The organism is Loktanella atrilutea, from assembly GCF_900128995.1.
Classification (GTDB): domain Bacteria; phylum Pseudomonadota; class Alphaproteobacteria; order Rhodobacterales; family Rhodobacteraceae; genus Loktanella; species Loktanella atrilutea.
Genome location: NZ_FQUE01000008.1, coordinates 52708 through 66153, shown reverse-complemented (window position 1 = coordinate 66153; position 13446 = coordinate 52708). Strand labels below are relative to the sequence as shown.

The 13446-nt window shown below is 67.9% G+C and carries 13 protein-coding genes; 4 read left to right on the top strand and 9 right to left on the bottom strand.

The window, feature by feature from the left end:
• Nucleotides 1-26: 26 nt before the first annotated feature.
• A complete protein-coding gene (gene cueR, locus BUA54_RS15175) occupies nt 27-416 on the bottom strand; it encodes a Cu(I)-responsive transcriptional regulator (RefSeq protein WP_072858111.1) in 390 nt (129 codons plus the stop codon).
• Nucleotides 413-2923, bottom strand: a complete 2511-nt coding sequence (locus BUA54_RS15170) for a heavy metal translocating P-type ATPase (RefSeq protein WP_072858110.1) — start codon at nt 2921-2923, stop codon at nt 413-415. Before BUA54_RS15170 ends, cueR begins: the two co-directional genes overlap by 4 nt.
• A 114-nt stretch (nt 2924-3037) precedes the next feature.
• Between BUA54_RS15170 and BUA54_RS15165 the strand changes: the two genes are divergently transcribed.
• From BUA54_RS15165 to BUA54_RS15155, 3 genes are all read left to right on the top strand, one after another.
• Nucleotides 3038-3262 carry a heavy-metal-associated domain-containing protein gene (locus BUA54_RS15165; protein ID WP_245810708.1) on the top strand — a complete coding sequence of 75 codons (225 nt, stop codon included), beginning with the start codon at nt 3038-3040 and terminating at the stop codon, nt 3260-3262.
• Between the two features lie 142 nt (nt 3263-3404).
• The gene (locus BUA54_RS15160) at nt 3405-4289 is read left to right on the top strand and encodes a hypothetical protein (RefSeq protein WP_072858187.1); all 885 of its coding nucleotides are present in this window, start codon (nt 3405-3407) and stop codon (nt 4287-4289) included.
• 1 nt (nt 4290) lies between these two features.
• Nucleotides 4291-5181, top strand: coding sequence for a glycosyltransferase family 8 protein (locus BUA54_RS15155; protein ID WP_072858108.1), 891 nt, complete (start codon nt 4291-4293; stop codon nt 5179-5181).
• Between the two features lie 52 nt (nt 5182-5233).
• Here BUA54_RS15155 and pnp read toward each other — a convergent pair whose 3' ends face one another.
• The gene (pnp, locus tag BUA54_RS15150) at nt 5234-7366 is read right to left on the bottom strand and encodes a polyribonucleotide nucleotidyltransferase (protein ID WP_072858107.1); all 2133 of its coding nucleotides are present in this window, start codon (nt 7364-7366) and stop codon (nt 5234-5236) included.
• A gap of 203 nt (nt 7367-7569) precedes the next feature.
• On the opposite strand from pnp, the gene BUA54_RS15145 reads away from it, so the two are divergent.
• On the top strand, nt 7570-8064 hold the full coding sequence (locus BUA54_RS15145; RefSeq protein WP_072858106.1) for a GreA/GreB family elongation factor: 495 nt from the start codon (nt 7570-7572) through the stop codon (nt 8062-8064).
• Nucleotides 8065-8222: 158 nt separating this feature from the next.
• Here BUA54_RS15145 and BUA54_RS15140 read toward each other — a convergent pair whose 3' ends face one another.
• The 6 genes from BUA54_RS15140 to truB form a co-directional block, all read right to left on the bottom strand.
• Nucleotides 8223-8984: a hypothetical protein gene (locus BUA54_RS15140; protein ID WP_072858105.1), complete on the bottom strand. Its 762-nt coding sequence runs from the start codon at nt 8982-8984 to the stop codon at nt 8223-8225.
• A 383-nt stretch (nt 8985-9367) separates the two neighbouring features.
• The gene (gene rpsO, locus BUA54_RS15135; RefSeq protein ID WP_072858104.1) at nt 9368-9637 is read right to left on the bottom strand and encodes a 30S ribosomal protein S15; all 270 of its coding nucleotides are present in this window, start codon (nt 9635-9637) and stop codon (nt 9368-9370) included.
• A 137-nt stretch (nt 9638-9774) separates the two neighbouring features.
• A complete protein-coding gene (locus BUA54_RS15130) occupies nt 9775-10905 on the bottom strand; it encodes a calcium-binding protein (protein ID WP_072858103.1) in 1131 nt (376 codons plus the stop codon).
• Between the two features lie 98 nt (nt 10906-11003).
• A complete protein-coding gene (locus tag BUA54_RS15125) occupies nt 11004-11891 on the bottom strand; it encodes an alpha/beta fold hydrolase (protein ID WP_072858102.1) in 888 nt (295 codons plus the stop codon).
• Nucleotides 11884-12417 (bottom strand): DUF1643 domain-containing protein, encoded by a 534-nt coding sequence (locus tag BUA54_RS15120; protein ID WP_072858101.1) that lies wholly within the window; start codon nt 12415-12417, stop codon nt 11884-11886. Before BUA54_RS15120 ends, BUA54_RS15125 begins: the two co-directional genes overlap by 8 nt.
• Before the next feature lie 108 nt (nt 12418-12525).
• Nucleotides 12526-13431, bottom strand: a complete 906-nt coding sequence (gene truB, locus BUA54_RS15115) for a tRNA pseudouridine(55) synthase TruB (RefSeq protein WP_072858100.1) — start codon at nt 13429-13431, stop codon at nt 12526-12528.
• Nucleotides 13432-13446 lie beyond the last annotated feature (15 nt).

Sequence of the window (13446 nt, the reverse complement as noted above, 5' to 3'; positions counted from 1 at the left end):
GGGAATGACGGTGGGTGCTCCGCGAATCACCCGGGATGTTCGAGGGTCTGCAGGATCGGACAATCCGGCCTGTCGTCGCCGGCGCAGGCCGACACCAGATGCGACAGGGTGTGCTGCATCGCGCGCAGGTCGGCAATCTTGGCCTCGATCCGCGCCAGATGGTCCGTGGCGATGCGGCGCACGTCGGCACTGGCCCGCTGGCTGTCGGCCCAAAGCGCCATCAATGCGCGGCAGTCCTCGATGGTAAAACCCAGCGCCCGCGCGCGGCCAAGGAACACCAGCCGGTGCACGTCGCTTTCGCTGAACGCGCGATACCCGTTGGTATCGCGGGCCGGCGTCACGAGCCCGATCTCCTCGTAATAGCGGATCGTCTTGGGGGGCAGCTCCGACCGCCGCGCGGCCTCTCCGATGTTCATGGATGCACCTCTCGGGTTACGGCAGCCTGTGCCGGTGTCGCGTGGGGCAGGGCGGTGGCCGCGGACCGCAGCCGGCGCAACCGCAGCGCATTGCTCAGGACGAAGACGCTCGACAGCGCCATGGCCCCCGCCGCCAGCGCCGGCGACAGCAGCGTGCCGTTCAGGGGGTAAAGCACCCCCGCCGCCACCGGGATCAGCGCCGCGTTGTAGCCGAAGGCCCAGAACAGGTTCTGGCGGATGTTGCGCAGCGTGGCGCGGCTGACCGCCAGCGCATCCACCACCGCCCGCAGGTCGCCCGACATCAGCACCACGTCCGCCGTCTCGATCGCGACATCCGTGCCGGTCCCGATGGCAAGGCCGACGTCCGCGGCGGCCAGCGCCGGGGCATCGTTGATCCCATCGCCGACGAAGGCCACGGGGCCATGGTCCGCACGCAGCCGCCCAAGCGCCGCGACCTTGCCGTCGGGCATGACCTCTGCCGCGACATCGTCGATCCCCAGCGTCGCCGCGATGGCCTGCGCCGTGGCGGCGCTGTCTCCGGTGATCATGGCGACCCTCAGCCCCATGTCCTGCAGGGCTCTGACCGCGGCGGGCGAACCCGCCTTCACCGGATCGGCAACCCCCAGAAGCCCCGCCAGCTGCCCGTCGATACTGACGTAAAGCGGCGAGCGTCCGCGCGCCGCCAGATCGTCGGCCCGCGGCGCGCCGGTCATGTCCACCCCCTCGCGCCGCATCAGACGGTCGGCACCGACAAGCACCCGCCGGTCGCCGACACGCGCCGAAATCCCGAGGCCCGTGATCGACTGGAACGCCGTGGCGGTCGCGACCTCCAGCCCCTTTGCGGTGGCCGCCCTTCGGATCGCGCTGGCGACCGGATGCTCCGATGCGGATTCGGCGGCGGCCACCAGCGCCAGCACCTCGTCCGCGTCGAAGCCTTCGGTCGTCACGACGTCGGTCAGCGCGGGCCGCCCCTCTGTCAGCGTGCCGGTCTTGTCCAGCGCCGCGACCGCCACACCCTGCAGCGCCTGAAGTGCGTCGCCGCGCCGGAACAGCACGCCAAGGTCCGCCGCCCGCCCCGTGCCCACCATGATGGATGTCGGCGTCGCCAGCCCCATCGCGCAGGGACAGGCCACGATCAGGACGGACACACCGGCGACCAGCGCATGCGCCAGCACGGGCTGCGGTCCCCAGACCAGCCAGACCCCGACGGTCAGCGCCGCCAGCGCCATGACGGCGGGCACGAACCACAGCGTCACCCGGTCCACCAGCGCCTGAATCGGCAGCCGCGCGGACTGCGCGTCCTCGACCATCCGCACGATCCGCGACAGGACCGTGTCGGCACCCACATGCGTCGCGCGATAGACCAGCGCCCCGGTGCCGTTCACCGTGCCGCCCGTGACGGGCGTTCCCGCCCGCTTCTCGACCGGTGCGGGCTCTCCGGTAATCATGCTCTCGTCGACCCATGACGCGCCAGATGTCACTTCGCCATCGACCGCCAGCCGCTCTCCCGGCCTTGCGTGAACCATATCGCCGACCACGATCTGCGCGACGTCCAGATCGACGACGCGGCCGTCACGGTCCACATGCGCCGTGGTGGGGCGCAGCCCGACCAGCCTTGCGATCGCGGCGCCGGTGCGGCCCTTGGCCCGCGCCTCCAGCGTGCGGCCCAGCAGGATCAGCACGACGATCACCGCCGCCGCCTCGAAATAGACGGCGCGGCCCTGTGCGGGCAACAGTCCGGGCGCGAAGGTGGCGACCGTCGAATAGCCCCAGGCCGCCACTGTCCCCAGCGCCACGAGGCTGTTCATGTCCGGCGCCCCGCGCAGCAGCGCGGGCACGCCACGGGCGTAGAACGACCGCCCCGGCCAGACCAGCACGAGGGTCGTCAGCACGAACTGGATCACCCATGCGGTCTGCATCCCGATACTGTCGGCGACCAGCCGGTGCAGGGGCGGGAACAGGTGGCCGCCCATCTCTGTCACGAAAACCGGCAATGTCAGCGCCGCGGCGATCGACAGGCGGCGGGTCAGATCCCGCGCCTCTGCATCCTTGCGGGACGCGCGATCCGTCGTGGCGTCACCACCCGTGCCGCCCGCGACACGCGCGGGATAGCCTGCATCCGTCGCCGCGCGCGTCAGGTCGGCGGGCGTCACCGCCCCGTCGATATAGCGCACCTGCGCGGTCTCCGTCGCGAGGTTGACGGAGGCGTCCGTCACGCCCGGCACGGCCCGCAGCGCGCGTTCGACGCGGCCCACGCAGGACGCGCAACTCATCTCTGTGACCGACAGGTCGATCACTGCATCACGCGCCGGATAGCCCGCCTCGGCCAGCACCTGCGCCAGCCGCATGGCGGGGACGGCGCCGGTGACCCGGGCCGTTTCGGTCGCAAGGTTGACCTCGGCCCCCGATACCCCCGGTTCGGCCGCCAGCGCCCGCTGCACCCGTCCCACGCAGGACGCACAGGACATGCCGGTGACGGAAAGTGTGACAGAAGCGGTCTGGGACATAGGTGGCCTCGCGGGGTTCGGTGCGATCTTCGATATGGGGGTTCCAGTCAGGGGAAGGTCAAGGCCTTCCTCACGATCAAGTGCATTTGACCTTCCCGCGCCGGAAGGTCCCATATGAAGGCCAAAGCACAGGAGAGCGCGATGACCACCTATTCGATTCCCGACATGAGCTGCGGCCATTGCAAGGCAACCGTCGAGCGCACGGTCCAGACCCTCGACCCCGCGGCCAGCCTGACCTTCGACATGCCGGCCCGCAAAGTGACGGTGCAGTCGCAGGCCCGTGACGCCGATCTGCGACAGGCGCTGGCGGCAGTAGGGTATCCGGCCACACCGCTCTGATCCGCCGACCGGACTCCGGCGGCCTTCTCGACGCCTGGCTTCTCTGCTAGTGCGAAGGCCGGATATGATGGAGGACAGCTGCAGGCATGACGACGACGCGCGAATTCACGGCAGGCGGGCGATCCCGTGCGGGAAGGTCCGCATGAGCGACCGCCCCCTCTCGCGTCGGCTGGTCAAGCTGGGCGCGCTGCTGACTGGCCCCGCGACGGCGCACCGGCAGGATCTGTGGCCGCATCTGGCCATCGACCGGCCGACCGGCGCCGTGACGTGGCGCAGGCGTCCGCTGCTGACGCTGCGCGGGCCGGTCCAGCTGATGCCGCGGGATGCGGATGTGCTGGCCATCGTCGGCAGCGGCCCCTCCCTCCGCGACCAGCGGATCGAGGCCCTGCCGTCGCGCAGCGCGATCCTGCTCAACGGCGCCGCGACCCTGGCCGACCGGATCGCGCCGCTCGCCCTCGCCATCGAGGACGAGCGCTTCGTCTTTCGCCATCATGCGATGCTGCCCGGCCTGCCGGACGACCTGCCGTGGCTGCTGTCCCCCGCCGCACTCCGCGCCATCGCGACGGTCGATCCCGGCCTGCTGACGACGCGGCCCGTGGCGCTGATCGACAACCTCGCGAAACCCGTGAACGCCCCCCGCCGCAGCCTCGACGATCCCGCGCTCGACCCCGTGCTGCTGCGCCGCGACGGTGCCGCCCTGTCGCGCGACCCCGACGCGGGCGTGGTCATCGTCGGCACCGTCGCCTATTCCGCGCTGCAGATCGCGCTGGCCGCCCGGCCCGCGCGGATCGTCCTGGCGGGCATCGACCTGAACAACGCCGCAGCGCCCCGGTTCTACGAAATCGCGGGCGACACGGCCCCCAGCGGCCTCGTCACCGGGCTGGACCGCAGCCTCGCGGGCTTCGCCCTCGCCCGTGATCACGCGGCCGCGGTCGGGGTCGCACTGACCTGCGCCTCGCCGGTGTCGGCATTGCTGGATATCGGCGTTCCCTTCGACGACCTGCTGCGCGCCGCGCCAAAGGACTGACATGACCCTGCCGCCGCTGACCGTCGCCTTCGTCTGCGACCCGGGCATGATCCTGCCCACCCTGCGCGCGATGGACGCCGTGCTGCGCCATGCCGTCCACGGGGCACGGGTGCTGTTTGCCGGGGTGAGCCTGACGCCACAGATGTGGGACTGGGTGGCGCAAGTCGCGGCAAACCACCCGGCCGCGCGCGTCCGGTCAGAGGTCATGCCCCCCGAGTGGCTGGCGGGCCGCTACAACCAGAAGAGTTTCATCACCACGACCGCGCTGGGGCGCCTGTTCCTGCCGCGCCTGACCGGAGGGCGCGTGCTCTACCTCGACGGCGACATCCTCGTGCAGGGCGACGTGACCGCCGCCGCCGGGCTGGATCTGCGCGGCAACCCGCTGGCCGGGGTGCGCGATTTCCAGATCATGAAGAAGATCAGCCGGGGCCGGCCTTCCGCGGGACGCGACCGGCAGGCCGCGATCATGCCCGCGGGCTTCGTCCTTGCGGATTACGTCAACTCCGGCGTGCTGCTGATGGACAACGACCGCATCCGGGCGACCCCCGGCCTTGTCGAGCGGATGGAAGACACGGCGGCGGTCCAGAGTTATCCTCTGTTCGATCAGGACCATATCAACGTCGTCTTCCGCGACCGGATCACGCACCTCGACCCGGTCTGGAACGCGTCATGGGGCAGGGCCGTGATGCAGCGTGGCCATCAGGCGGGGCTGCCGATGACGGGCGCGGCAAGGCGCGCGCTGATCGTGCATTTCCACGGGCCGCACAAACCGTGGAAGCCGGTCCGCCTGTCCAGCCTGTCGCGCAACGCGCGCGCGGTCTGGCAGTACCGGCGCGACATGGCGCTGTTCCGGCGCCGCTATCCGGGCATCCCCGGCTTCCTGCCACAATGAAAAATGCCCCGGGCCTTGCGGCCCGGGGCATTCCTGTCTGTAGAGGACGAAATCAGCCTTCGGCGGCTTCTTCCGTCATCTCGGTGCCGGTGGTCTGGTCGACCATCTTCATCGACAGGCGGACCTTGCCGCGATCGTCGAAGCCCAGCAGCTTGACCCAGACGTCCTGACCTTCCTTCAGCACATCCGACGGATGGTTCAGGCGGCGGTTCTCGATCTGGGACACATGGACGAGGCCGTCCTTCTTGCCGAAGAAGTTCACGAAGGCGCCGAAGTCGACGAGCTTCACGACCGTGCCCTTGTAGATCTTGCCCTCTTCCGGCTCGGCCACGATCGACCAGATCATGTCGTAGGCCTTCTTGATCTTGTCCGCGTCGTTGGACGCGATCTTGATCACGCCGTCGTCGTTGATGTCGACCTTGGCACCGGAGACTTCCACGATCTCGCGGATGACCTTGCCGCCGGACCCGATGACTTCACGGATCTTGTCGGTGGCGATCTGCATGGTCTCGATCTTGGGCGCGTGGACGCTGAACTGACCGGCCCCGGTCAGGGCCTTGCCCATCTCGCCAAGGATATGCATCCGGCCAGCCTTCGCCTGCTCCAGCGCCTTCTTCATGATCTCGGGCGTGATGCCGGCGATCTTGATGTCCATCTGCAGCGACGTGATGCCGTTCTCGGTGCCAGCGACCTTGAAGTCCATGTCGCCGAGGTGGTCTTCGTCACCCAGGATGTCGGACAGAACGGCGTAGGAGCCGTCGTCTTCCATCACCAGACCCATGGCCACACCGGCCACGGCGGACTTCAGCGGAACGCCCGCGTCCATCATCGACAGCGAACCACCGCAGACCGACGCCATGGAGGAGGAGCCGTTGGATTCGGTGATCTCTGACACGATGCGGATGGTGTAGGGGAAGTCGGTCGCGGCGGGCAGCACGGCCTGCAACGCACGCCACGCCAGCTTGCCGTGGCCGATCTCGCGGCGACCGGGGGAGCCCACGCGGCCCACTTCACCGACCGAGTAGGGCGGGAAGTTGTAGTGCAGCATGAAGTTGGTCTTGTACATGCCGGTCAGCGCGTCGATCATCTGCTCGTCGTCGCCGGTGCCCAGCGTGGTCACGACCAGACCCTGCGTCTCGCCGCGGGTGAACAGCGCCGAACCGTGGGTCCGGGGCAGAATGCCGACCTCGGACACGATCGGGCGGATTTCGTCGAGGGCACGACCGTCGATGCGGCGGCCGTTCTTGACGACATCGCCGCGCAGCACGTTGGATTCCAGCTTCTTCAGCGCGGGGCCGAGGTTGCCGTCTTCCTGCTGTTCCTCGGTGAGGGAGGCGATGATGTCCTCCTTCGCCTTGGCGACGGCAGCGGTGCGTTCCTGCTTGTCGGTGATCGCATAGGCGGCCCGCATCTTGTCCTCGCCCGCGGCCTTCACGGCGGCGGACAGCTCGGAGTAGTCGGCAGGCTCGAAGTCGAAGGGTTCCTTGGCGGACTCTTCGGCCAGATCGATGATCAGGTCGATGACCGGCTGGATCTGCTCGTGCGCGAAGGTCACGGCGCCCAGCATCTCGTCCTCGGTCAGCTCGTAGGCCTCGGATTCCACCATCATGACGGCATCCTTGGTCCCGGCGACAACCAGATCGAGCCGCTGCTCGGGGTTGTTGCGCAGGTTGTGCATGTCGTCGATTTCGGGGTTCAGGATGTATTCGCCATCCACGAAGCCCACGCGGCAGGCGGCGATCGGGCCGCGGAACGGCGCGCCGGAGATCGTCAGTGCGGCGGAGGCGGCGATCATCGCGACCATGTCGGGATCGTTGACCATGTCGTGGCTCAGCACGGTGCACATCACCAGCACTTCGTTCTTGAAGCCGGGGACGAACAGCGGGCGGATCGGACGGTCGATCAGGCGCGCGGTCAGGGTCTCTTTCTCGGTCGGGCGGGCTTCACGCTTGAAGAAGCCGCCGGGCACCTTGCCGGCAGCGTAGTATTTCTCTTGGTAGTGCACGGTCAGCGGGAAAAAGTCCTGACCGGGCTTCTGCTTGCGGGCGAAGGTCACGTTGGCCATGACGGAGGTCTCGCCCAGGGTGGCGATGACGGAGCCGTCGGCCTGACGGGCGACCTTGCCGGTTTCCAGCGTCAGGGTCTCTTCGCCCCACTGCATGGATTTCTTTACTTCATGAAACATCTATCGTCTTTCATATTGGGCCTGACCGGCGGTCCGGCTGGCCCGTTGATTGGCGGCCCCATTGCCGCCGACCCCTGTCCTTTGCACAACGCCGGGGTCTGGTGCGTTACGTCACAGATGGCGGGGCCTTACAGCAAAAGGCGCCGAATTGAAAGGGGATTACGCCGGGGGAACCGCGCCCCCGCTGGAGGGTTGACCCGCTTATGAACAAGGCTTTCACCAAAGAAGACGACGGGCCGCAGGCCGACCGGCTGGACGACTTGCCGCAAAGCCCGCATCCAAACTACGTCACGCCCGCGGGGCTTGCGCAGTTGCAGGGGCGCCTGCGGGCGGAGCATGCGCGGCTGTCTGACCTGCCGCGCGACAGTCTGGACGCCAAGCTGCCGCGCGCGATGGCGGAACGTGACATCAGGTTCCTCGAAGGGCGCATCAACCGCGCAATCGTCGTCGATCCGGCAGAGCAGGATCCGGAGGTCGTGGCCTTTGGCGCCTGCGTTACCGTCGCGGACGAAAACGACCGTCACACCGACTGGCATATCGTGGGCGAGGACGAGGCCGATCCCGCAGCGCATCGGATCGCGCCGTTCTCGCCCTTGGGGAAGGCGCTGCTCGGGGCGCGGGTGGGCGATCTGGTGGACTGGACGAAGCCCGGCGGCACGGTGGAGCTGGAGGTCACGGCGATCCGCTATTTTACATAATATGTATCGCATGCGAAACATCGGGCGATTTTATCCAATGAAATCGCGAACGATCGCTGCGGTCAGAAGTACTTCATCTTCTTATGGATTTGGGCGAATGGCCCGAGTCGTGCGCGCGACGCCCGCCGGTGACGGCGGGCGTCGGCCCTGGTGCGGGGTCAGCCGCCCGACTGCCGCAGCGCCCGGGCCCGTGCAGGCGCGCCGCCAAGATCGCGGGGGCCGGTATCCACGCTGGGAATGACGACCGTCCGGCGGAACTGCTGCACCTGCGCCGCGGCCTGCGACAGGGGCGTGTCGAATTCGGGCACGAAGCGGTGCAGCAGGTAGATCAGCGCCTGCATCGCCAGCGCCACCACGACGATCAGCGCGAAATATCCGGTCAGCAGCGTCGTACTGGAGACGTGGAAGTTCAGTTGAGGGAAGGCGCCGAGCGCCACCGGCATGTACCACGACACGACCGAGATCGCGCCGGAGGTGACGAAAATCGCGCGGCGCGTGGCGCCGACACCGTTGAACAGGGTCCGTCCGATCTGCCGCCGCACGCTGGGCAGGATGATCTGGTGGATGAAGAAGCCGTTTACCGTCAGGATCGCGACGATGGCGAGCTTGGCGTGCACCTTGGGGTTGGTCAGCAGTTCCGGCTGCGTCAGCGCATAGAGGAACAGGAAGCCGAGTCCGGTGATCCACAGCAGACGCAGGCCGATGTCGACGATGCGGGACGCGAAGGCGAAGACGCCATAGGTGTCTTCGGTGATCCGGCCCCGCACGAAGAAGCGGAGCAGCATCAGGTCAAGCAGCGTGGCGCCGCCGAGGCCCATTGCGAGGCCGATGAAGTGGAAAAATCGAAGTCCGGTCCGGTATCCGGTTTTCGGGTCACTGAGAAACTGTGAGAGCACATCTGTAAAGTCCATGATCTGCATGTCCATTCATTCAAGAGTTCGCGTGACCGTCCGAAGATGGGCAGGCCACATTTGACTTTTCGGTAAGACGCGACTTGGGAAACCACTGACGGTGCCGATCGAGAGGATCAGGCCCGTTCCCGGCGCAGGCTGTCGCCGGACTGTGCCCCGAGGTCGCACATTCCTGCGGTTCGCAGTAGCTTTGATCGAAATTGCAGCGGTTTTGCGCGATTCCCGGCCATTTCGACCGGCACAGCCGGTGGCTTCACGCTGATTTGACCGCCGGTTTACCGGTCATAAACCGCAGGTGAATGGAGCTTTCGTACAGGGCAAAGACCGGGCCCTGAAACGCAAAACGCCCGCCGAAGAGGCGGGCGTCCGTCGTGCGATCGGGTCGGGGCTGGTCAGCGACGCAGGCCCAGACGCTTGATCAGGTCCTGATAGCGGGCCTCGTCCTTGCCACGGGTGTAGTCCAGCAGCTTGCGGCGCAGGGCCACCATCTTGAGAAGGCCACGGCGACCGTGGTTGTCCTTCTTGTGGGTCTTGAAGTGCTCTGTCAGGGTCGCGATTCGCGAGGACAGGATGGCGACCTGAACTTCGGGCGAACCGGTGTCGCCTTCCTTGGTCGCGTATTCCTTCATCAGGCGGGCTTTTTCGTCGGGCGTGATCGACATCGGGGTCTCCTTGGTCAAAGGGTGAATGGCGCGATCCGGGATGTCGTCCAGAAAGGCCCTTGGAGGGTCCGGCAGGCCGAAGGGCCCGCGCGGATGGGTGCCTATAGGCGGGTTCGCCGCAAAAGGAAAGCCGGAATTCAGGCGGCCGTCAGCACGACGCTGGACAGGTCAAGTTCGGTCACGCCCGCAAGATGCGCGACGACGGTGTCATCGGCCAGCAGCGTCAGGCCGTCGTCGTCGACCGTCGTGCGCAGCACCGGCGGGGTGCCCTGATAGGTGACTTCCAGCACGTCGTGCGCGGCGTCGAAGTCGTCGATGGTGTTGGCGCCGTCGCCGGTCAGGCCGAAGGCATCCGCCCCGTCGCCGCCGTTCAGGTGATCGCCCGCACCGGCCAGCAGCAGATCGTCGCCGGCCCCGCCGTTGAGGTAGTCGAAGCCGCCGTCCGCATCGCGGCCGTCGAGGACGTCGTTGCCGCCACCGCCGTTCAGCAGGTCGTCCCCTTCGCCGCCGGTCAGGCTGTCGTCGCCCCAACCGCCCTCGAGGATGTCGTCGCCGTCGCCGCCCAGCAGCAGGTCGTCGCCGCTGCCGCCGTTCAGGCTGTCGTCGCCGTCCTCGCCGAAGAGGATGTCGCGGCCGAGGTTGCCGGTGATCGCGTCATGGCCGGCGCCGCCGTAGATCTCCTCGTCGGCGGCGTCGCCGTCGATCCGGTCATTGCCGTCGCTGCCCGACCGGCGCAGCATCGTGGCGGTCGCTTCGTCCGTGGGCGCGGTGTCGCCCGGTGCCGCGTCGGCAGCCGGATCAGCGGCGGGGACGAGATCGGGAAGAAGGTCGTCGCCATGGTCGTCGGTATCGAAGGCGCTGTCGGCTGCGACGCCGGCGGCGAAGGGCAGCATGGCCGCATCGGCCATCACGCCGCCCGCACCGGCATCGCCGTCGGTATCGGACAGGCCACCGGCCCCTGCATCGCCGTTCGTGTCGGACAGGCGCTGGAACAGCCCCGGCGCGACCTCTGTCATGTCGGTGTCGCTCGGTGCGGCCCGGTCGCTGCTTGCGCCGTCGTCGTCTGACAGCACGCCGCCGGCGCCCGCATCGCCGTTGGTGTCGGACAGAAGCTGGAACAGGCCCGGCGACACCTCTGTCAGACCGGTGTCGCCGGATGCGGTCAGGCTGTCATCCTGCGCGGGGGCGTCGTCAGAGGAATCGTCTGACCGCCCCAGCATGACGAAGGACGACATGGCAAGGCCGACGAAGCCGAGAAGTGCAAGCATGATGGTGCCTCAACGAAAAGGATCGCCCCCGATCCAGAAGTGTTGAAATTCTTTTAACACCGTCGGACTCGATTTACACGTTGCCAATAAAGAAAAGGTTAATTTCCGGTCAGGTGGGTCATGAATGCCGCCACGACGGCCTCCGGGTTCTCCTCCATCACGAAATGACCGGCGCGGCAGGCGTTGCCGGTCACCTGTGTCGCCCAACCTTGCCAGAGCGCGAGGGGGTCGCCGGTCTGGGCGGGAAAGCCGCCCTCGGCCCAGAGGAAATGCAGCGGTGCCGCGATCCGGGTGCCCGCATCGCGGCTGTTCCGGTCCAGCCGGCGGTCGGTGGTGGCGCCCGCGCGGTAGTCGGCGCACATCGCGTGCAGGCGCGCGGGGTCCGCCATCTGCCGCCGGTAGCTGTCCAGCGCCGCGGGCGCGAAGACGGCAAGGGACTTGTCCTGTGTCCATTGCGTCAGCGTCCAGTCGGCGTAGGCTGCGGGGTCGGCGCCGATCATCCGCTCGGGCAGGGGGGCGGGCTGGGCGAGGAAGGTCCAGTGATAGGCCTTGAGCGCGAGATCGGCGGTCCAGCTGTCCCAGAAATCGCCGGTCGGGACGATCTCGATGATGCCGAGGCGATCGATCCGGTCCGGGTGGTCGAGGGCGAGGCGGTAGGCGACCCGCGCGCCGCGGTCGTGGCCGATGACATGGGCACGTTCGAGGCCAAGGGCGTCCATCAGGCCGATGATGTCGGCGGCCATCCGGCGCTTGGAATAGGTCGTGTGGGCGGCGTCGTCGGCGGGGGCGTCGCTGTCGCCGTAGCCGCGCAGATCGGGGACGATCGTGTCGAAGTGTTGCGCGAAGCGTGGCGCGACCGGGGCCCAGCAGTGATGGTTCTGCGGATAGCCGTGCAGCAGGATCAGCGGCGCGCCGGCGCCGGCCCGGTGGACGGACAGGGTGACGTCGCCGGTCTTGACGAAGGAACGTGTGAAGCCGTCAATCATGGGGCCAGGGCCTTGGTGTTGTGGCGTAGGCGACATAGAGCGGATGCCGCGGTTGGCCGTGTCGGGTGAGGCCCAGTGTATGGATCTGCACGCCGCTGTCACGCAGTAACCGAGAGACCTGCGCGGCCCGGTCGCGGTGCGTGCCGTGAACGCCCCAGCCGGCGACGATCACGCCACCGGGGGACGGGCCGAGGTCGCAGGCGGCCAGCAGATGGGCATCGTTCTGCGGACCGACGGGATCGGCGCTCCGTTTCAGTTCGGCAGGGGCGGTGGCACGAAAGGCGAAGAGGTTCACGATCCGCAGCCCGCCGAAGCCTTGCATGCGGGCCCGGGTCTCGCACCGGGCGATGGTGGGATCGTTTGCCGCCTCGGTCGCCGTGGATGGGTTCAGCATGATCCAGACCAGCGGCGGGGCGGCGCCCCAGCGCCGGTCGAGGCGGTAGCGGTAGGCTTCGCAGGACGAATAGACCGCCCGAGAGGTCGTGCCGTCGGCAGCGGTATGGGTGCGCGCGACGGTTGCGGTCATGGAATGGCGATGCCGGGAATGCGTGGCGGTGCCGCCGGGGGGATTTTTCGTAGAAAAATCGTTTCCCCTTCGATTTTTCTACGAAAAATCACCACGTCGTGGCCACGATCAGGCGACGAAGACGCGGGCGGGGTGCAACTCGCTGCCCATCAGGCGGCCGACGGCAACGGCGCGGCCCTCGTGGGCGGCCCAGACCTCTGTGCCATAGTCGATGCCCGAGGCGATCACCGTCGCGGCGTTGCCGTTGCGCAGGGCGGTCAGGCTGGCGGTGGGGCAGGTGACGCGGGGCAGGTCGGCCAGGCCCACCTCCAGCGGCTCGACATGGGTGTCGAGTTCATCCGTGCGCGCGATGGCATCGATCTGTTCCAGCGTCAGCCCGTCCGCGGCCTTGAACGGCCCCGACCAGATGCGCCGCAGTTCGCGCACATGCGCATGGCAGCCCAGCGCCTCGCCCAGATCGCGGGCGATGGAGCGGACGTAGCCACCCTTGCCGCAGACCATTTCCAGCGTGACGTGATCGGCATCGGGGCGGTCGTCCAGCAGAAGGCTCTCGACCCACAAGGGCCGGGCCGCGATCTCCATCGTCTCGCCGTCGCGGGCGCGCTTGTAGGCGCGTTCCCCGTCGATCTTGACGGCGGAGAACTGCGGCGGCACTTGCATGATGTCGCCGACGAAGCGACCCAGAGCCGCCTTGATCTCGTCGTCCGTGGGGCGCAGGTCGCTTTCCGCGATCACCTCGCCTTCGGCGTCGTCGGTGTTGGTGGCCTGACCGAAGCGGATGGTGAAGACATAGGCCTTCAGCGCGTCGGTGATGTAGGGGACGGTCTTCGTCGCCTCGCCCAGCGCGATCGCCAGCACGCCGGTCGCGTCCGGGTCGAGCGTGCCGGCGTGGCCCGCCTTGTTGGCGTTCAGCGCCCAGCGCACCTTGTTCACGACGGTGGTCGAGGTCAGGCCCGCGGGCTTGTCCACGATCAGCCAGCCCGAAATGTTGCGTCCCGATTTGCGCCGTCCCATGGGGGCCTCCGTTCG

Excerpts from the sequence above, each read along its gene's own strand:
- cueR (WP_072858111.1), bottom strand. The coding sequence starts at position 416 with ATGAACATCGGAGAGGCCGCGCGGCGGTCGGAGCTGCCCCCCAAGACG.
- BUA54_RS15170 (WP_072858110.1), bottom strand. The coding sequence starts at position 2,923 with ATGTCCCAGACCGCTTCTGTCACACTTTCCGTCACCGGCATGTCCTGT.
- BUA54_RS15165 (WP_245810708.1), top strand. The coding sequence starts at position 3,038 with ATGAAGGCCAAAGCACAGGAGAGCGCGATGACCACCTATTCGATTCCC.
- BUA54_RS15160 (WP_072858187.1), top strand. The coding sequence starts at position 3,405 with ATGAGCGACCGCCCCCTCTCGCGTCGGCTGGTCAAGCTGGGCGCGCTG.
- BUA54_RS15155 (WP_072858108.1), top strand. The coding sequence starts at position 4,291 with ATGACCCTGCCGCCGCTGACCGTCGCCTTCGTCTGCGACCCGGGCATG.
- pnp (WP_072858107.1), bottom strand. The coding sequence starts at position 7,366 with ATGTTTCATGAAGTAAAGAAATCCATGCAGTGGGGCGAAGAGACCCTG.
- BUA54_RS15145 (WP_072858106.1), top strand. The coding sequence starts at position 7,570 with ATGAACAAGGCTTTCACCAAAGAAGACGACGGGCCGCAGGCCGACCGG.
- BUA54_RS15140 (WP_072858105.1), bottom strand. The coding sequence starts at position 8,984 with ATGCAGATCATGGACTTTACAGATGTGCTCTCACAGTTTCTCAGTGAC.
- rpsO (WP_072858104.1), bottom strand. The coding sequence starts at position 9,637 with ATGTCGATCACGCCCGACGAAAAAGCCCGCCTGATGAAGGAATACGCG.
- BUA54_RS15130 (WP_072858103.1), bottom strand. The coding sequence starts at position 10,905 with ATGCTTGCACTTCTCGGCTTCGTCGGCCTTGCCATGTCGTCCTTCGTC.
- BUA54_RS15125 (WP_072858102.1), bottom strand. The coding sequence starts at position 11,891 with ATGATTGACGGCTTCACACGTTCCTTCGTCAAGACCGGCGACGTCACC.
- BUA54_RS15120 (WP_072858101.1), bottom strand. The coding sequence starts at position 12,417 with ATGACCGCAACCGTCGCGCGCACCCATACCGCTGCCGACGGCACGACC.
- truB (WP_072858100.1), bottom strand. The coding sequence starts at position 13,431 with ATGGGACGGCGCAAATCGGGACGCAACATTTCGGGCTGGCTGATCGTG.